The 18422-nt window shown below is 31.2% G+C and carries 17 protein-coding genes and 1 pseudogene; 17 read left to right on the plus strand and 1 reads right to left on the minus strand.

From position 1 onward, the window contains the following. The first annotated feature begins 18 nt into the window (after positions 1-18). The 6 genes from AC1PU0_RS03595 to AC1PU0_RS03620 all read left to right on the plus strand — a co-directional run bounded on the left by AC1PU0_RS03595 (position 19) and on the right by AC1PU0_RS03620 (position 9700). The gene (locus AC1PU0_RS03595) at positions 19-2523 is read left to right on the plus strand and encodes an ATP-binding protein (protein ID WP_479998727.1); all 2505 of its coding nucleotides are present in this window, start codon (positions 19-21) and stop codon (positions 2521-2523) included. Positions 2524-2535: 12 nt separating this feature from the next. Beyond that, positions 2536-4374, plus strand: coding sequence for a CD3337/EF1877 family mobilome membrane protein (locus AC1PU0_RS03600; protein WP_479998728.1), 1839 nt, complete (start codon positions 2536-2538; stop codon positions 4372-4374). After that, positions 4371-5390 (plus strand): phage tail tip lysozyme, encoded by a 1020-nt coding sequence (locus AC1PU0_RS03605; RefSeq protein ID WP_479998729.1) that lies wholly within the window; start codon positions 4371-4373, stop codon positions 5388-5390. Before AC1PU0_RS03600 ends, AC1PU0_RS03605 begins: the two co-directional genes overlap by 4 nt. 49 nt (positions 5391-5439) lie before the next feature. Then, complete coding sequence (locus tag AC1PU0_RS03610; RefSeq protein WP_479998730.1) at positions 5440-6426, plus strand: hypothetical protein; 987 nt, start codon at positions 5440-5442, stop codon at positions 6424-6426. A 65-nt stretch (positions 6427-6491) separates the two neighbouring features. Beyond that, entirely contained in the window at positions 6492-6944 is a 453-nt protein-coding gene (locus AC1PU0_RS03615) for a hypothetical protein (protein WP_479998731.1), read from the plus strand. 218 nt (positions 6945-7162) lie between these two features. Next, entirely contained in the window at positions 7163-9700 is a 2538-nt protein-coding gene (locus AC1PU0_RS03620) for an SIR2 family protein (protein WP_479998732.1), read from the plus strand. Positions 9701-10109: 409 nt separating this feature from the next. On the opposite strand, the pseudogene AC1PU0_RS03625 reads toward AC1PU0_RS03620, so the two are convergent. Continuing rightward, positions 10110-10274, minus strand: a pseudogene (locus tag AC1PU0_RS03625) (tyrosine-type recombinase/integrase); the annotation flags it as partial. A gap of 335 nt (positions 10275-10609) precedes the next feature. On the opposite strand from AC1PU0_RS03625, the gene AC1PU0_RS03630 reads away from it, so the two are divergent. The 11 genes from AC1PU0_RS03630 (at position 10610) to AC1PU0_RS03680 (ending at position 18335) form a co-directional block, all read left to right on the plus strand. Continuing rightward, on the plus strand, positions 10610-10861 hold the full coding sequence (locus tag AC1PU0_RS03630) for a hypothetical protein (RefSeq protein WP_479998733.1): 252 nt from the start codon (positions 10610-10612) through the stop codon (positions 10859-10861). Between the two features lie 10 nt (positions 10862-10871). After that, positions 10872-11036, plus strand: a complete 165-nt coding sequence (locus AC1PU0_RS03635) for a hypothetical protein (protein ID WP_479998734.1) — start codon at positions 10872-10874, stop codon at positions 11034-11036. After that, the gene (locus AC1PU0_RS03640; RefSeq protein ID WP_479998735.1) at positions 11026-11226 is read left to right on the plus strand and encodes a hypothetical protein; all 201 of its coding nucleotides are present in this window, start codon (positions 11026-11028) and stop codon (positions 11224-11226) included. The genes AC1PU0_RS03635 and AC1PU0_RS03640 overlap by 11 nt, the downstream gene beginning before the upstream one ends. Further along, positions 11217-12725 (plus strand): T7SS effector LXG polymorphic toxin, encoded by a 1509-nt coding sequence (locus AC1PU0_RS03645; protein WP_479998736.1) that lies wholly within the window; start codon positions 11217-11219, stop codon positions 12723-12725. The genes AC1PU0_RS03640 and AC1PU0_RS03645 overlap by 10 nt, the downstream gene beginning before the upstream one ends. A 15-nt stretch (positions 12726-12740) precedes the next feature. Then, positions 12741-13088: a dihydroorotate dehydrogenase (quinone) gene (locus AC1PU0_RS03650; protein ID WP_111247814.1), complete on the plus strand. Its 348-nt coding sequence runs from the start codon at positions 12741-12743 to the stop codon at positions 13086-13088. Between the two features lie 697 nt (positions 13089-13785). Next, a complete protein-coding gene (locus tag AC1PU0_RS03655; protein ID WP_258379399.1) occupies positions 13786-13968 on the plus strand; it encodes a hypothetical protein in 183 nt (60 codons plus the stop codon). Between the two features lie 548 nt (positions 13969-14516). Continuing rightward, complete coding sequence (locus tag AC1PU0_RS03660) at positions 14517-14924, plus strand: DUF2712 domain-containing protein (RefSeq protein WP_430598109.1); 408 nt, start codon at positions 14517-14519, stop codon at positions 14922-14924. 64 nt (positions 14925-14988) lie between these two features. Beyond that, positions 14989-15765 carry a hypothetical protein gene (locus AC1PU0_RS03665; RefSeq protein WP_111247943.1) on the plus strand — a complete coding sequence of 259 codons (777 nt, stop codon included), beginning with the start codon at positions 14989-14991 and terminating at the stop codon, positions 15763-15765. 648 nt (positions 15766-16413) lie between these two features. Further along, the gene (locus AC1PU0_RS03670) at positions 16414-17070 is read left to right on the plus strand and encodes a hypothetical protein (protein ID WP_206850736.1); all 657 of its coding nucleotides are present in this window, start codon (positions 16414-16416) and stop codon (positions 17068-17070) included. A gap of 9 nt (positions 17071-17079) precedes the next feature. Next, positions 17080-17706 carry an ABC transporter ATP-binding protein gene (locus tag AC1PU0_RS03675; protein WP_479998737.1) on the plus strand — a complete coding sequence of 209 codons (627 nt, stop codon included), beginning with the start codon at positions 17080-17082 and terminating at the stop codon, positions 17704-17706. Then, positions 17703-18335, plus strand: coding sequence for a hypothetical protein (locus AC1PU0_RS03680; protein WP_069653717.1), 633 nt, complete (start codon positions 17703-17705; stop codon positions 18333-18335). The genes AC1PU0_RS03675 and AC1PU0_RS03680 overlap by 4 nt, the downstream gene beginning before the upstream one ends. Positions 18336-18422 lie beyond the last annotated feature (87 nt).

Here is an 18422-nt window from a genome sequence, read left to right on the forward strand (position 1 = left end):
TACAGGAGAGTGAATTTTTTGAAGTTAAGTTTTCCATTAAGATATATAAAAGATAATATGATGTACACTAATGAAAATGAAATTTGGGCGTACTATCGTATTCATTCGGCGAGTATGCCTGCAACAGCGGATAGAAAAAAAGAAGATATAAAGCGTAAGTTTAAACATTTAATGAATGAATTAAAAGATTGTGTGAATGTTGATATATTCATGGTACCTCGTGATATGACGTTGGAAGAACGTTTTGTAGAATTGTCAAAATCTTTTAGTGAAGAGTGTTTTGATACAGCGAAATATTATTCAGATAAAACAATTGAAATGCTCGAGAAAGAAATGGGAATGATCTATACCTATGACTGGATTGTGGGAGTACCTTTGAAATCACAATTTGAAGTTGATTCAATTAAAGATGGTCTAAAAACTGCTTATGAGAATTTTCAAAAAAGCACGTTAAATATGGTAGGCTATCAACTAAATGTTAAAGACTCTGATTTTGAACCATTTGAAGAGTTGCAAAGTCTAATAGGGCGAAAAATGAGTATGTTTCAAGGTACAGCACTAAATGAAAAAGAGATGTACTATTTGAACAGATTGAATTTTATTCGAAATATGCCGCATTCGTTAGAGGAAGAAGAAACAAATACGACTATCGAAAATATTACTGATTGTATTATTGACCCTAGTTCAAGGGTAGGAATGTTATCACTACGAAGTAATGAAGGTAAAAGTACTATAGCATTTTTACCAATTGCTGATACGCCTTTAAGCGTGAATTATATTCATATAGCGGAAATTGTTCAGACGCTTCCATTTCCTGTGGAACTTAGATACAAAGTTAAATTTCAAAATTTAAAAGGTAGTTTAGGGGTGGAAGGGAAAGCAAAACGTTCGGCATTACGATTAAAAAACGTAGTGAAAGAAAGTCGTGCTGTTGGGAATACTGAAAGTAAAGAGGTTTCGAACAGCCGAGTAGTTGTTGAGGATTTAAAAGAAGAAGTGAACGCGGAAAAAGCGATTGTGAATTGGCTTGGTTGTATTGTTATTTATGCAAAGGATGAAAAACAGTGTCGCCAACGTATTAATACAGTGATTTCATTATTTAAAACTAGAAAAATTAAGATATCTCGAGCTCAGTCACAACAAGTTTATCTGTATTACAAAAACCTTTTGGGCGTTGGTTTAGAAAGTGGCGATAATAAGTGGATTCAGACAACGAATGTTGAAGGATTTTGTGAGAATCTCTTAGCAATCAATCAAAGAGTGGGGTTCAAAACAGGATGGTATATTGGGCGTGTTGATCCACATATCTCAGGAGCAAAAAGTTTAAAAAGTGCAATTCATTCAAGTCAGAATATTGTTTTGTCAAATCCATTCACTGCGAATAAGTGGAATGAAGAAATGGGAACTGCAAGTCCACATATAGCGGTTACTGGTGAGACAGGTATGGGTAAAACATTTTTAGTAAGTTTGATCTTTACTTATCTTACGATGCTGAAGGTTAAAGGGTTGTTCATTGACCCGAAAACGGAAAAGATTAAGCAATATAGAAGATTTTTATCTGATCCAATGAATAAGAAGCGATATCCTCATTATTATGAGTTGGTATCAAAGTTTCATTTAATTACTTTTGATCCTGAAAAACCAGAAAATTGGGGAGTGCTTGATCCAATTACTTTTTTAACTGGTACGGATGCAAAAGATACAGCGGAAGCAATGATTTATCAAATTGTTAATATTGATGATACTCGTTTAGGTCAATCAGAAGTATCAAAAGCTATTCGTTCGGTGATTGAACGCCGAGCGAGCGGTGAGCAAGTCGGCATGTTTCAAGTGGTTGAATTACTGAAAGCACATGATGAAAAAGAAGTGCGTGAAATTGGTGAACTGCTAGAAGAAAAAGTGCAAGGTAGTGTGTTGCGATTAGGATTTTCAAATGGTGAAAATGTTGGATTAAGTTTTGAAAAAAGGATCACTATAATCGGAGTGCTTGGTTTAAGTGTACCAAGAGAAAACGATGATCCAAACCACTATTCACAGTCAGAAAAGAAAAGTTTAGCTTTAATGATCCCGCTAGGGAAATTCTGTGAAAAATTTGGTTCAATGAACGATGATGAAGAAACGTTTGAGGTATTTGAAGAGGCTTGGATTTTTAATACTTCTTCCGTAGGGAAAAAGATTTTAAATTCTATTAAACGTGTTGGACGGTCTCAAAATAATATGTTGGTTTATTCAACTCAATCAGTTACGGATGTAACAACAGAAGATGATCACGGGAATTTTGGGACAATCTTTGCTTTTAATGAACCAAAAGAAGAAGATAAGATTCTAGAACATGTCGGTGTTGATGTTAGCGTAAAAAATAGAGAATGGTTATCAGGAATGAAAAAAGGTCAATGCCTAATGCTCGATCCATATAAACAAGTTCAGAAAATTAGTGTTCATTGCCTATTTCCCGAAGTTAAGAAAACATTTGATACAGTTAAGGAAACGAGCGGAAGCAAAGCCGAAGCGATGTTCATATAGGGGGTGATCTGAATGGATAAGTTTTCACTTAATTCCTATGTTTCACTGATGAATACGGACGGTAAATGGTGGGTAATCGGCGATGAAAAATTATATGAGATAATTAATTTCTTGATTAATATGGGGATGATTTTTAATCTTTGGATTTACCAAGTTGTTGATTTGGGTTTACAGATATTTATGAGTAACACTGTTTTTGAGGATACGATAGGTAGTGTTTTCAAAGTTGCTGTAAATCTCTACAATGCTTTGTTCGGTGCTGTAGGTATTACATTGTTTATATTTGCGATTGGTTCGATATTCTTTGTGTATGCTTTTAAAAGTCCACAAGAATCATTTAGAAAACTAGTTACTTTATTCATGGTTATTGGGTTCAATTTTGCAATCTATTCTAAGGGGCAAGAATATCTAACGGATGTTAACGGTGTTTTTGATGAGGTAGAGACGGTTATTTCAAAAGCGATTACTTTGCCTATGTTTAATGTAGATGGATCTAAAACAGAAATAGAAGCAGGTACATCCGATTCTGTTGAAATCATGAGAGAAACTTATTTTAAGTCAGTTATGCAGCAGTCATTTGCGATGATAAATTTTGGAACGTCGATTTATGAAGAGCGATTTAACAAGTTTCTATATACAGTGGAACAAGAAACCGACGATAACAATGAAGAAATTAAGAACGAGCTTAAAGACCTAATAAAAGAAGAGAGTAAAACAAATAGATATGTTACTCCCGATGGTGCAGGAGATAAATTTTTTATCTCTATCTATTCTTGGGTGAGCAATTTATTTTTAGGCATACCATTGTTAATTATGGCTATGATGAAGTTTCTTCTGAAAATTCTTATACTATGCATGATTTTTGGGTTACCGATAGTTAGTATTTTAAGTTTAGTACCAAAATTTGGTAATTCTTTAATGAATGCGTTAGGTAAAATGATGATGGTTTTCTTTATATCACTATTTATGTCTGTAGCAATGTATTTGTTTTTCTTTATCATGGCATTGATAGATAGTAGCATTATAGCTATGGCAGGGAGTGCTTCAATTGTAAGCTGTGTATTAGGTGCTTTTGTAAAAGCTATCGTCATTGTTTTGATTTGGAAATTTAGAAATCAAATTGTTAGTTTTGTAACTGGTGGACATGTAACCAATGTCAATAACATGGATCGTAGGATGTTGAGAGAAATGAGACGTAGCCGAAGAGGTGGGAATGACGAAGCTAGTGAGGTTGATTCAAGTGGAGTGCCTGCAACAATTGGTCATGCTGATATAATGATTGAAAATGCTAATCTTGATATTGTCAATACAACTGAAAATGACACTCCTGATGTTGATTCTCGTGATTTTGAGGATGCTGAAATTGAGATTGAAAATGCAGATATTGAAGTTGAGAATGATGAAGATGATGAAACGTCGGAGACAAATGAAAATCGGGATATATCCAAAGATGATGATTTTGATGTTGAAGAATCTGAATATCCTGAAAATGTAGAAATGGATGAAGTTGATCGCATTGAGATTGAAGATGCGGAAGATGTTGGTGGTGAAGAGATTGAAGCAATACCAGTTGAAAAAATTGAAAGTATTGAGATCAATGATGTCGAATCACCAGATTTTGAAGATGTAGAGCCAAAAGAAGTTGAAGATTTAGATTCATTAGAAGTCGAGGTTGTGGAGTCTGAGAAAAGAGAAACTTTAGAAACAGATTCCGTTGAACAACAAGAATTGAATGTAAATAGCAATATAAATAATACTGTGGGAGTGAACGATGTAGGTGAATCACCTAGCACCCATTCAGAGGAAGATAGAACCTTATTTTATCAAGAACTTGAAGATTTAAGGTCATGAGTAAAATGTTCAAAAGGATTGGTATAATCGTTGTACCAATCTTCTTTATGTTCATTTTTGTTCTTTTCCTTTTCGGTGGTAGTATTGGAATGGGGGGATCGAGTGGTGGTTTTCCTCCAGAATTAAATACAGAGCAAGAAAAAAATGCATGGGAAATCTGGCAATTTTTTAAAAGTAAAAATTGGTCGGAGGAAGCCATAGCGGGAATGCTAGGAAATATTCAAAGTGAATCGGGAATTATAGCAGACCGTCATGAAGAAAGTGGTGGTGGCGGTTATGGTCTTACTCAATGGACACCAATGTCTAAATTGGTTGATTGGTGCAAAGAAAAAGGGTTAGATTATAAAACAATAAAAGCACAGTGCGAGAGAATCCAATGGGAAATGGAAAACAATGCACAATGGTTTCCTAACGGTAGCAGGCCTGATCTTACTTTTTTATCTTTCAAAGAATTCACTGAACTGAAAGATATTACTAAAGCAGCAGAATCATTTATTGCATTTTACGAACACCCTAAACACCCTAACCAACCTGCTAGAGCGCAACAAGCGAAATATTGGTACGATAAGTTTCATGGATTTAACGGTGGTGGATCAAGTTCAGGAGAATCGAGTAATACTGATATTATTAAAATTGCATTGAAAGAACTAGGAAATGAAGGCGGTCAAAAATTTTGGTCTTGGTATGGATATCCTTCAAGGGTTGAATGGTGTGCAACGTTTGTTTCTTGGGCGGGTAATCAAGCGGGGTTAAATTTTGAAAAGTTTGCTTATTGTCCTACAGGTATTAATAATTTTAAAGCTAGAAATAAATGGGCTGAAAAAGGTTCTACACCTAAAGAAGGATATATAATTTTCTTTGACTGGGAAAGTGATGGTACAAGTGACCATGTAGGGCTAGTAGTAAAAAGTGAAGGTGGGTATGTTTACACAGTTGAAGGAAATAGTAATGATGCTGTTAGGGAACAAAAATATACAATAGATTCTTCTGTTATTTGTGGCTATGGTATTCCATAAATGATATAATTATTTTGTTCTTAGAGAAAAAAATATAGGGAGAATTGGAATGAAAAAAAGTGTATTTGTAATGTTATCAATATTTTATTTGTTTGTTATTGTGGGGTGCAGCACTAACAAATTAGAAGGATCATGGCAAGAGTTTAATACTTCTAATTTAGGTGAGGAAGTAGTTTTTACAAAGAATGAAGTTACAGTTGAAAATAATGTTCTCAGTTATAAAATTTCAGAAGATAAAAAGCATTTAATTTTAGGATCAGGTGGTCTTGAAAACAGTGTGAGTTATGAATTGACTGGGAATAAGTTAACCATTGATGATAATATTTATTATCGTAAAGACAGTAAAGACTACAAAGAGCAAGAAGAAAAAATGAACAAGGAAGCTAAGAAAAAAGAAGAACAGGAACAAAAAGAAGAAAAAGCAAAAATAGAATGGACTAAAAAAGTTGATAATGCTAAAACTGCTTATAATAAGGCACTTGAAGCAGCCAACAAAAGAATGAAAGAAGAGTTACTATTGAAAATCAATGGTAATTGGGTGAATGTCGTTGATAATTCAAAAAATGATTCTACTGACTATAAAAAAACAGAATACTCGTTTGATAAAGAGGGGAAAGTAACTTATAATCATCAAACTAAATATGGGTATGCTTCCAATGTTACTGAAACAAAAGAAGATGGTAGCGGTATGATTCAGTTTAAATACGAAGGGGATTTGTATTTAGATTTGTCAGATAATATGTATAGTAGTGATCTTAGCGGCTTAGACGAACAGAGTGATGATTCTGAAAAGAAGCTATCCTCAATAACAGATAAAGTAAAAAAAATAGAAAAGTTAACTTTAGATGATTATTTAGAGGAATTGAAAAAGAAAAGAGAAGGAAATACTTATACAAACGATTATTTAAGTATTAAAGTAGTTGATAATGTAGGTGATTTTTCAGATACGGCTCTTACTTTGAATTTTCCAGAGTCTGATCCATCAATTTTACAAATAAAAGGGTTTATGAGTTTTGTAGACTTTAAAAAAGAATAAGAAAAAAATAGAGCTAGTGAAGATGTAATAAGTCTTTGCTAGCTTTTTTATTTTGGGGTGATTTAATGAATAAGTTCGATTTGTATATGAAAAAAATGGGATTCATGAAGTATGAAGCTTATACAAATGATTATGAAGATCAAGATATTGAACTGCTGAAAGAAATAGGCATTGAAAAAGAGATTTTTTTTCCTGTAGTTTATGAGAGAAAGTTATCAACATTCACATCATTTATTGTGGAAGGTGAATATAAAAGAGGCTTATACTATTATGATTTTTATAAAATAAGATATCATTACCATACGAAAGAAATAACTGAAATAAAAGTTTATTGTTTAAATGTAGGAGAACATCAACTTTTAAATAGGATTAAAGAGATGTTAGTGTACTGCAAAATGCTATCAAGCGATACTAAAATTAAATTAAACAATTTGAAAATTGAAGTCTATCATAATAATATAAATGGTAATCAAAAGGATTTAGATAATGAGAGAAAAAGTGAATTGGGTGTGTTATAATATATCGATAGAAGAGGATTTTTAAATAATCAAGTAGAAAATACTTAAATTTCATAAGCTTTTACTCATCAAGAAAACAACTAAGCAAGCATTCTTTGTGAACGGAAATAGTGTTAACAAACTTGACATTTCAAACCCTTGTGAGAGTTAGTATTAGTTTTAATCAGTATTATATTGACTATGGAGTTAAAATATATTGTTAAAAGGAGTAATTATAGATGGATAAATTTATTAATAATATTTCTGAGATATCGGCAGGTAATTCTGTTCTTTTTATCGGTGCGGGATTTAACTATGGAATTAAAAATTTAGAAGGAAATGCGTTTCCTTTAGGTAATGATCTCAAAAAGAAGCTTGAGCTAATGATAGGTATTGATAAGTCTGAAGAAGATATTGAAACATTAGCAAATATTATATTAGAAGAAGATGATTATGACACTAAAGACTTAATAAACATGTTAGAAAACAACTTTAAAATAGGAAAAAATGATGAATTAAGTAATCATGAAGAAATTTTAAGCTTACCTTGGAAACGTATATACACAATAAACTATGATAATGTTGTTGAGACTATTTCAGATAAATTAGGAATAAATCGAAAAAGCATTACTCTTGGTCACAAAGTAAAAGATAATATTGATAAAAATTTAATAATTCACTTAAATGGTTCTATAAATAATCTGACTCTTACAACTCTTCAATCTGAATTTAAACTATCCTCTACTAGTTATTTACAAACAGATCTAATAAATTCTGATTGGTATAGCGTATTTAAGTCTGATGTCGATATATGTAAAAATATTTTTTTTATTGGAGTATCAATGAATTACGATTTAGATATTTCTAGAGTTATCAAAAATGAGGATGATTATAAAGAAAAGATATTTTTTATCGATAGATATAGAACTAATGATGAAATGAAATTGCCTGAATTCAAAATAAGTTCTCATAAACAAACAAAATTTGGTTCATTACATTCTATAGGAATAGATAAGTTTTCAGAATTAATAGACAAAAATTTATCTAAATCTAAAAATACGGATGAGTTTTCTTTTAACTGTTTGAAAGAGCTGTCAGCATCTAATAGAAAAATTATGGATAGCCCAAGTATTCAATTAAGAGAACTTTTAGTGTACGGAAGTATTGAAGAAGATTTCATTAGTACTAACACTGATAATTACTTAGTGCATAGAGATATAGAACAAACTATTTATGAAAGTATTAGTAAAAAAGAATTTCTTATATATTTATTGATTGGACAAATGGCTAATGGAAAAACAAGTGTAATTAGTAATCTAAAATATAGATTATTACATAAAGGTAGAGTTTTTGTTTACGACAAATATAATTCAAATTTAAAAGATGAAATAGAGCAATTAAAAAAAATATCTGGGTTAAAATATGTGTTTATAGAAAATTACTATAAGTATTTAAAAATACTAAATCAATTTAGTCTACTCATAGATTTTAAACAAGATAATATCATTATGGTATTAACTGGAAGACCTTTTCCAAATGAAAGTGTACAACATGAACTGCCTAAAAGATTAGGTTTAAATACCGATGTGTTCCAAGTGTATAGTGAAAATTTAGATAAATTAACAGATACCGATGTTGAAAAATTCGATATATTATTATCAAATTCGAACTTTTTAGATGATGTTCGAATGAATCCTAACTTTAATCCAGTAAGCTATTACAGATCTAAATATAAATCTCAAATATATAATATATTAATTGATTTAGTAAAAAATAAGATTGTTAGACAAGAGCTTAAAGAAAATTATTCCATTATTAAAAGTAATAAAGAATTTGATGGATTGGTAATTGCATCATGTATATGTACAGTTATTGGTTTTAAAATAAGTTTAACTAATCTATTAGAAATACTAGATATTAAAAAATCCAGTTTAGCTATTAAAAACAATAAAGAATTAAACTTATTTTTAGATTTTTCTAATCAAAATGTGCAAAACAAATCTTCAATACTTGCAAATTTTGTATTGGCTGAGTGTAATACACCTAAACAGGTTTTAAGCATTTTGAAAAAATTAATAGTTAATGCTCATAACTCAACTGATAAAGCTGTTACCCGAAATATACTGCATGATGTAATATCATCTTCCAATATTTACTCTTTGATTTATCCTCTAAGTAAAAATTCTGGTAAGCAGAGGAGAGAGGATCGAAAAGATGTCATTGAATTTTATAATGATATAAAAGACTTACCTGATTTAAAAAGTAATGTATTTTTTTGGGTTCAATTTTCTATGGCTTGTATGGATTTCAAAGATTACGATAGAGCTTTCTCCAATCTCGAAGTTGCTAAAAAAATAGTTGATCAAAAAAAACAGGATGGAAAATTTATAAAAGACTCTATACAAGTTACGACTCAAAAATCACGGTGTAGCTTAGAATACGCAATACATGAAAAAAATATAGATAATCCTTATGACCTATTTATTTCAACTAATAAAGAATTAACAACTTTAATTCACGATGAAGAAAAAACAAAACATTATTTGGTTTATAAAATAATGAATCTATATGTTGATTTCTATAAAACATATAAGAAATCTTTTGAAACCTACCAAATAAGAGATATTTACAAAGTCATACAGTTATTAAGTGAAAGAATTGATTCATATATTTCTTTAAATCAATTTTTAGGAGATAAAAATAAGCTAATGCTTAATAATGTTCAATCCAAATTTAAACAATTAGAAATTGAAATAAGTAAAGATTTATTATTTTAATAGCATGGTTTAGTTTTATTAAATGATAGATACATTTTTAATGCCATGGGATTACCTCATACAAAGCACCTTGAGATAGCTTTTCTATTATCTTATGAAAAAAATGAGTAAATTAGATATCTAATCGTGTTATTAAATGAATTAAAACTGCCTTTAAACTATGACTAATTATTGTCTAAAATAGAGCTTAAAACAGATAATAATGATAAAACCAATAAAAAAACATTGATTTAATAAGGTTTACAAGGATAATATAAGATTTAATCGACTCTTAATCAGCGGGTCATGGGTTCGAGCCCCTTACGACCCATTGGGTGCCAAACCCTTGGAAGGATAAACGTCGGTGCGAAAGCATTTCGAAGACGTTTATGCCTTCCGTTTTTTTATTTGAATACGGTTTTGAATACAATTAGATAACACTCATATAGTTTGCAAACTTTTGTGCAGTCTCATCTTTAGTTTTCTTAGTTACATGGGTGTAAATATTTATCGTTGTTTTTACATCGCTATGTCCCAAACGTTCTTTTACCTCTGGAATAGAGGCACCTGCTTCAAAAAGTAGGCTACAATGAGTAAAAGAACACCTAAAGGATGTTCCTATTACAGGATATCTTTTAGGTGTTTTATTTTTGGTATCACAACAAATTAATGAGTTGATTAATATAAAGCAATCAAAATAAATTTAGAAGCTATTTAATACAAGCAAATGTGAGTTTAGGAGATTAATAAAAAACTATAGTATAAACAATTAAACTGACAATTCTAATATAATCTACAAACAGAGTAAAATTATCAACTATCTTAAGAAAAATAAATGAAATAAGTAAAAAAATTTTCTAACGAATGTCAGATATCTTGATTATATGGTAAAATTAACTTGAACTACGCTCAAGATTAAGGACGGAACGAATGGTCAATATTGCTTCAGACGTTGGGGCTGCTACTAGAGCAACCACAGGAATTAACGCTGTATCCGTGAATAAAGGAACTCGCGTTTCTCTAGGTAAAAGTAACATGAATAGTATGAAAAAAGGAACAGAAGTGACGAATCAATTACTATCTGATTTATCGCAGTTAATTGATTGTGTGAAAGAACAGAGTCAAAAATTTCCAAAGATAGCTGAAATTATGGCAATTGAAGATAGTAAGATCAAGTTTTAAGGGGTTTACCATGGATAAGAATGAACAAGAACGAGCAACATATAATCGTTTAATCATCGAGAAGGAAAACAGCGTTGATAACTTAAAAAATGACCAACGAAAAATAGAAGATAGTTTGCAACAGTTGCAAGATGATTTTACAGAGAGGGTATCGCACACTCAGCATGCTAAATGATGAAGAGTTTCGTGAAAACCCAGAAAACCTTCGATTACAAAGAAAAACCGAAGAACAAAAACACTTTTTTAAACGTCAATTAAGCGAAGCTGTGGAAGAACTCTCTGAAAGCTATACAAAACAAAGAAAAGTTCTCGATGATGAAACCGAAGAGCTCTATAGAAAAAGAGGTGAAATTCCTTGGGATTAATTTATTCTAGCTCGGACTCAGCACAATTAATCAGTGCATTAAAAAAGAATCTCCAAAGTGGGAAAGAGGCTTCACAACAACTAAAAGCAGGCAGTCAAAAAGTGGTTGCTGCAGTAGATGGCAAAACGCTCTCTGGTGCTGCTTATACCGCAGGAAAAGGTCTCTTTAGTGACTTAGTTTTACCGACTATTAGTAAAGTAACATCAGCGATGGATCGTATTGAGCAAGAGCTACAAACATATACTAACGCTGATCAGAACATATCAAGTGAAGGAACGCTAGACGAAGATAAGCTGAATCAACAAATTGCGACAAAAAAAGCAATGAAAGCGTCTGTTGACGCTTCTGCAGCAGTTGCTAGAGCGTTGTCGAGAAATAATCCTGTTGCGAAAATCTTGGATGCCTTGTTAGATGTTCAAAACAATTTGAATCGGATGTCGAATACGTTTGAAGAGGATATCCGAGAATTACAGAAAAAGTTAGAAAAACTGCATCAGTTTTCTTCACAAACGAATAGTCTTTTTGCCACTAGCTTAAATGATATGAAGATTGCCATGCAAGGTGTCATGATACTAAATAATACAGTTGTTAATCGTGACGGGACGTATCAATTACCTACAGGTGTAGATAGTAGCTGGTTTAATCAATTGAAAGAAAAGGATCTCGATGAGGATAGACAACCAGATGTAGGCGATCGAGAATACAGATTAATTGATTTAGGGTATGGTAAAATGTGGATGTGGGTGAAAAAAGGAAAGACGTCCGCTACAGCCGCAGATATTGATGTAACTCTTGCCTATAATAAATGGCTTAGCCGAATGATTGATAAATATGGCTTAAGTTTCATTCAAGGCGATCGTCAAAAAGGTGTAGATGAATTATTTTATGAACAAAATGCGACCTTGATAAAAGAATTAGCTACGGGGATTGATAGTGTGACAGGGAAGAAATTAACTCAATCGGAAATGCTTGGAAAAGCTTCCTTGTTAGCGAATAGCATGATTACAATCGGTGTGATGGTCAAAGGCGTAGTTAATGTAGGCAAATCGCAAAATGTTAAACCTAGAAACACTAATAAGAAAGCCAGTGGAGCTAATGTTCCAAAACTTTCTACTTTAACTGAGGTAGAGCAGTTAAAGTTAGCCAATCAATATAAGAAAAAATCTCCAATAAATATTCCAGAAAGTGCAAATATAAAAGCTCAATCTAAAAATGGATATGAACAAATATCTTATAAGTGGAAAGAAAATGGAGATACAATTGAAGTGCGTTGGCATACTAAAACACCAGGAGCACCAGAAGGACAAGGGAATACATTTGTTGTTGAGAAAACTACTCCAGGAACGGCTGATGGTCAACGACGTTCACAACAAATATTAGTAGGAAAAGATAAATGGGTTAGTAAAAATGATTGGCAAAAAGCAATAACAGATAGAAAAAATGGTGTTAGTACACCTGAACAAGATAAAATGTTAACAGATGGTCACTGGAAAGAATAGAAAGGAATATCATATATGGATAATTATTATGAAGGATTTGAAGGAAACCCTGAAATTGATATTTATACTTTTTCAGAAAATGAGAAAGTAGGTATCGAAATGTGGGATGGATATTTTGATGAAATAATGAGAGCGATACAACCAGTAAATGGCGAGTGGCAATCTTTAGCATACTATTATAATTTGTATGAAGGCTGGTATGATGAAAGTCCTTGGGAAATTCCAAATAATCAAGAAGCATTAAAACAATTTGAGTCAATTGATAAATCAACGTTAGAAAAAATCCCTCAAGAGATATTGATAAAAATAATAGAATTATTAAAAAATAATTCAAGTAATAGTATTTTTATAGAATACACATAAAGTAAAAAAGGCATTTTATCACAAGACTGATAATCAAGTGATAAAGCATTGACTAGTAAGCTTTAAACTCACTAATCAAGTTGCCAATAGGTAACAAAAGTAGCTGTATTTATTGTAAAAAAATTCAATATAGAAAAAGAAACGATTTAACTTTATCGTTTCTTTTTCTAATTTTAGAGCTTAATTACAGCCAGAGAAAGCCAGTGGGGCTAAAGCAAACTTAATACCTGAGATGGTTAGAGGGACAACGTAAAAGAACTTCAAATCGAATTGACGGAGGACACTCACCCAATATCAATGATGATAATCCAAATTTTGCCACGGAAATTATAAAAGTAAATCCAGATGGAAATATTTCAAAAATAAAAACAAGCACAATGTTTCCCAATGGCTAGTCAGATAAAAATATTATTTACTCTATTCATGAAGTTAGTAATTCCAATTCTATTGGACAACGGAGAAGCGATGGATTAATACTTCACAAAGGGAAAATTAACGGAGTAGAAATTGATGTAATGAATAAAGGGAACGAAATAATTTCTGACTATCCTGTTGGGGGAAAACCCACTCCACGATTTGACCCGATAAAATAGATTTAGAAAGGATAGTGCAAATGATGTTTGAAAAATTGGATAGCTATTTGCTAGATTTTATTAACGAAGATTCATCAGAAGACTTTTGATATGACTATGCTTTTATGCAAGCACAAGAATTATTGAATAATTTTACTCAAAGTGATTGGGAGGAAATGTATAAAAATATTGATGCTAATAGTGACTTATGGAAAATACGAGTAGCTTACTGTATTGATGAAGATGCAGGAATGAATGGTTTTATATTCCTTTTAAGTTTAAGGAATGATAGTGATGCTGTCATTTAGTATTCACTAGATTCACTGAGGTCATTTGATTCAGAAGAATATAAGAGCCTAATAAGTTCAAATGATATCTTAAAAATGAAAGCACAAAACCTACTAGAAAGTGCTAGTTCCCCAGTAAAAAAATGTTAGAAAATTTTTTGAAAATAAGCTGAATAAAACTAAATAAAAAGACACTGCACTCTCTAAATTAGAATCGAGCATTACAAGGATGAATAGTATGAATAAGTTGGAAGTGTCACCATTTGGTTTATGCATGATTAAGAGTTAATCTTTCCATTAAAAAATAAAGTAGTTTTTACAAAGAATAATATAAAAAATGTTCTGATGGAGTTGGCAAATATTTAAGAGTTTTTAAAATAGTTACTTTATGGAGGGTTTGTATTTTCAATAAACCAACCTTTAAAACAAAATGAATGACTAAGTTGACTATTTTTATATTTGATGTTATGATAATTCTTTGGATTTTATTGGAATTCAATAATTTTAGTGGGATGAAAAATGAAAAAAAGATACTAAGGTTAATGTCTTGTCTGTTAGTGATAATTTCATTGGGATTTACAGCAAAAGCTTATGCTGCTTACCAGACAAACTATATTGATTTTTCTTTTACAATTAAACCAAAGCAAAAAAATTCATACACAGAAACACGTTATCGACAAACGACTGATCGGGATAGAGCTTGGTTTACTCAATTAACTTCTTCTGGTGAGGGATGGATGACTTATACCCGTTTTTGGTTGGAGAAATCAAATGGTGAAAATGTCTCTAAGGCATACAATGTGCAAGCTGGAGGGGCTAAATCTTTCAATTCGGCTTATTCATCAGCGAGTAAACAGAGAGTAAGGTTAACAGCAGAAAATAATAATTACAACAATGCAAGTTACCCTTGTTACGGTAAATGGGATGAAGAGACTGCTTATATTATCTCTGGCAGACAACTATTACATCGTCCATAAAATAGTTAAGATTATTCTATAGTAGAGCATAAGCTCTACTATATTTTTGTAAAGGAGCTAAAAAATGAGTTATTTTTATAAACGTCTACTTAGCGATAAACGAAGTTGCTTTATCTTCCTATTCTTTTTTTCGTTAGTGTTACTCGATCCATTTTTATTGTATCAATCATTTGGTGGATATGACCCGAATTACTCCACGTTTTTGGCTGGGAATTCGGAAGGTCACTATGCTCAAATGTTAGTATTGTGGTTATTGCCTATATACCTAATATTCGGTACCAGTGCATGGGTGCTTGCGGATGTTAATTCTGGAAATGTATTATCTGTAATAGGAAGAACTAATCGTAAATATTATTGGAAAGTATATAATCAAGTCAATTTTCTTTATGGATTTAGTTTGATATTTATACCAATGATACTTAATTACGTATTTGTAACAGTCATTTTTAGAAAAGAAACAACCGTTCCTTTTATGATTGAACAATCCGTAAAGCTAGTGGACTTTCAACGATTTTTTTATGATTCCATTCTTTGGGAGCTTAGCCACCCAGAACTGTCGAACATTCTACATATAACTATGGTTGCTTTGACGGCTGGATGTATGAGTGTCATGATTGCCACAATTAATATTTTTACTAAATCGTTTTACTATACAGTTTTTATTGTTATTAGTCTTTGGTATCTGCTAATTAGTATTACCCCGTCTATCATGATTCTTTTTCAACCATTTACAGAATATTCTATTGCATCAAAAATGTTGTACTTTATCTCAAGTGTATTATTACTGACGGTCTGCCTGGTTATTCAAAAAAAATGGTGGTTACAATATGATTTTGTATAAAAAAAGTTTAACGGGAACGGGGATTCAAGTTATTATTCTACTTATGTTGTACAGTACTCAATTTTTGACCAAAATAAGTGATAAAAATAATGTTTTGGAACAGATGACAAACTACTTTTCTTATTACGATCTCTCACTTTTCATTCTTTTTTTGATACCGTTGTTGCTTTTTTCTTTGGCTGTTTTTGTACCAGATAATATTGTTTATAAAGATGTAAGGATGACAAAAAAGCGTCTATATTTCTGTAAGTGCCTTAGAATACTTCTTGAAATCAGCAAATTCGTAATAGTCTATTTTTTAATAGGTCTACCAGTATTTTTTATATTTCCTGACCGAATTGTGTTATCTGAATATACAAAGCAAACGTTGATTTTTTTTCTTATGTCTATTATTTCGGTTCAATTTTATATGTTGATTGAACTCATAAACGGAAGCAACAGGAAGTTCATGAATAGCTTTTTATCAGTATCTTTAATAATGGGCAGCTATTTTCTTTTTAAAGATTACTTTTCATTCTTTAATTTGAGTTATATTTATTATGTATTAAATGTTGAGACCAATAGTGTTATATATCTGCCGATATTAATAACCATTCCATTAGCTCAATGTATTCTGAATTATGAGCTATTTACCAGAAAGGATTTTTTATGAAGTATGTTGAAAGAATTGTTTTATTGCTATTATTTCTTTTTTTTGATGGCGATTTTAATTATCAGAAAGCAAATGATTTTTCATTAATTGTTGGTTTGTCTGAGAACTATTCATTAAAAGAACTTTTGTCATGGTTTTTGCTCTATAGTTATATGTATACAGGGTTGATACTTTCGTGTTTTCGTATAATAAATCAAACGTTTACTAGCTATTCTTTAGTTAGATATAAGCATCGTAAACAAGTGATGAACGATTATTTACAAAGAGTTTTTATTCATTTAATTCTTAATATAAGTACTATAGTTCTGGTTATTGCTATTAGAAAAACAGTAACGCCCAATTTGATCATTACAGGCGAATATTTAAGTCAATTCATAGTAATAGTTACGATAGGGTTATTTTCTACATTGATTCTTTTTGTTAGTAGAAATCTTTACTTTACCTTATTACTAGTGAATGCATACATTCTGGGAGCAGTCGTTTTTTCCAACGTATTTTCAACTATACCTATAGTGGGAGGGGTACTAAAATTTCCTTTTTACCTAACTAGAGTTGGGAGAGAAAGCTTTTCCTTTTTTTATTGGGCTATTTTATTAATAAGTATATTCATAGTAGCTCATTATGTCGCAGCAAAAAAAATAAATTATTTGTGAGGAATAGAAATGTTAGTTGTGGATCGTATTTCAAAAAAAATAAAGAAGTATTCTGTATTAAAAAACGTAAGTCTTACTTTCGAGGAAGGCCATGTTTACGGTTTGATTGGACAAAATGGTTCTGGAAAAACAATGTTATTACGTGCAATTTCAGGATTGATTCGCGTTCAAGAAGGCACGATTACCTATAATGATCAGATCTTAGGGAAAGATTTCGATTTTTTGCCAAGCTTAGGTTTGATTATTGAACATGAAGGTCTGGAACCATCTATCAGTGGAGTCAATAATTTAAAACTTCTTTCCGAAATTAACAAAATTGCCAATAAAAAAGATATAGATCTGGCTTTAACTAAGGTGGGACTGGATCCCAATGATCGAAGACCTGTAAAAAAATATTCATTAGGTATGAGACAAAAATTGATCATTGCTCAGGCTATATTTGAAAACCCAAAAGTATTATTGTTAGATGAACCAACGAATGGTCTGGATGATGACGCAATTGACAAATTTTATCAACTTATAGACGAACTGAAAACGAGTGGCAGAATCATTGTTATCGCGAGTCATAATAAAAAAGATATAGAAGAATCATGCGATACTATTGTTGTGATTAAAGATGGGAGTATTGTTTCATGAGAAAAATGTTTTTATTTATTGTATGTGCATGTTTGATTATTTTGGTTGGGAGAAGGCTATACAATAATAACAGTTCATCCGATATTTTCACATATGAAAAAAATCCAGCAAAAAGAGTGGTTCTACAGAGGAATAGAACGTATACAGTTTTGTCGGATTCTGAGAAGTTATCTTCAGGATTTTATGATGTATCTGAGATTAGCAGCAAAGAGTTCTTTTTAGGGAATGAACATTTAAATCGAAAGGATGTTATAAATAATCAAGCATTCTATAATACGAACAAAGTTCAAACACCCAAAAACAGTTCAGTTCATTTAACGCCTTCAAAAGAAAAATATTTACCTATAGAAGAAGATAGAAGTATTCGTCTAAAAAATACTTATGGTCATTTTTTTATTCCAGATTCAATAAATGGCGAATACAAATTGGAAATTGTAGGTGAAGGTAAAGTTTTTTGTCAAATACAGGATATTAATGAAACAACAGGATTTATTAATAACGTTTTAGATGGTTTTGTATTTGATGATGCAACGGACGTTGTAAAGACGTTGGAAGCAGACACAATCATCTCATTCTTTAAAAAATCAGGTAAAGAGGATGTAGTTATAGCGATTAGTCCAATAACTTAATAGATATAATTGGCTATACATTTTAGACTGATTTTATTAAAGAGGATAAAACTCGTTCTAAACTATTGTGCATATAGTTTAGAATTA

The sequence above is a fragment of the Enterococcus sp. XAF26B05_ASV22 genome (assembly GCF_056727285.1).

Bases quoted from the DNA above. Each gene is read 5' to 3' on its own strand.
- AC1PU0_RS03600 (WP_479998728.1), top strand. From the start codon at position 2,536: ATGGATAAGTTTTCACTTAATTCCTATGTTTCACTGATGAATACGGAC.
- AC1PU0_RS03605 (WP_479998729.1), top strand. From the start codon at position 4,371: ATGAGTAAAATGTTCAAAAGGATTGGTATAATCGTTGTACCAATCTTC.
- AC1PU0_RS03610 (WP_479998730.1), top strand. From the start codon at position 5,440: ATGAAAAAAAGTGTATTTGTAATGTTATCAATATTTTATTTGTTTGTT.
- AC1PU0_RS03615 (WP_479998731.1), top strand. From the start codon at position 6,492: ATGAATAAGTTCGATTTGTATATGAAAAAAATGGGATTCATGAAGTAT.
- AC1PU0_RS03620 (WP_479998732.1), top strand. From the start codon at position 7,163: ATGGATAAATTTATTAATAATATTTCTGAGATATCGGCAGGTAATTCT.
- AC1PU0_RS03630 (WP_479998733.1), top strand. From the start codon at position 10,610: ATGGTCAATATTGCTTCAGACGTTGGGGCTGCTACTAGAGCAACCACA.
- AC1PU0_RS03635 (WP_479998734.1), top strand. From the start codon at position 10,872: ATGGATAAGAATGAACAAGAACGAGCAACATATAATCGTTTAATCATC.
- AC1PU0_RS03640 (WP_479998735.1), top strand. From the start codon at position 11,026: ATGCTAAATGATGAAGAGTTTCGTGAAAACCCAGAAAACCTTCGATTA.
- AC1PU0_RS03650 (WP_111247814.1), top strand. From the start codon at position 12,741: ATGGATAATTATTATGAAGGATTTGAAGGAAACCCTGAAATTGATATT.
- AC1PU0_RS03655 (WP_258379399.1), top strand. From the start codon at position 13,786: ATGCAAGCACAAGAATTATTGAATAATTTTACTCAAAGTGATTGGGAG.
- AC1PU0_RS03665 (WP_111247943.1), top strand. From the start codon at position 14,989: ATGAGTTATTTTTATAAACGTCTACTTAGCGATAAACGAAGTTGCTTT.
- AC1PU0_RS03670 (WP_206850736.1), top strand. From the start codon at position 16,414: ATGAAGTATGTTGAAAGAATTGTTTTATTGCTATTATTTCTTTTTTTT.
- AC1PU0_RS03675 (WP_479998737.1), top strand. From the start codon at position 17,080: ATGTTAGTTGTGGATCGTATTTCAAAAAAAATAAAGAAGTATTCTGTA.
- AC1PU0_RS03680 (WP_069653717.1), top strand. From the start codon at position 17,703: ATGAGAAAAATGTTTTTATTTATTGTATGTGCATGTTTGATTATTTTG.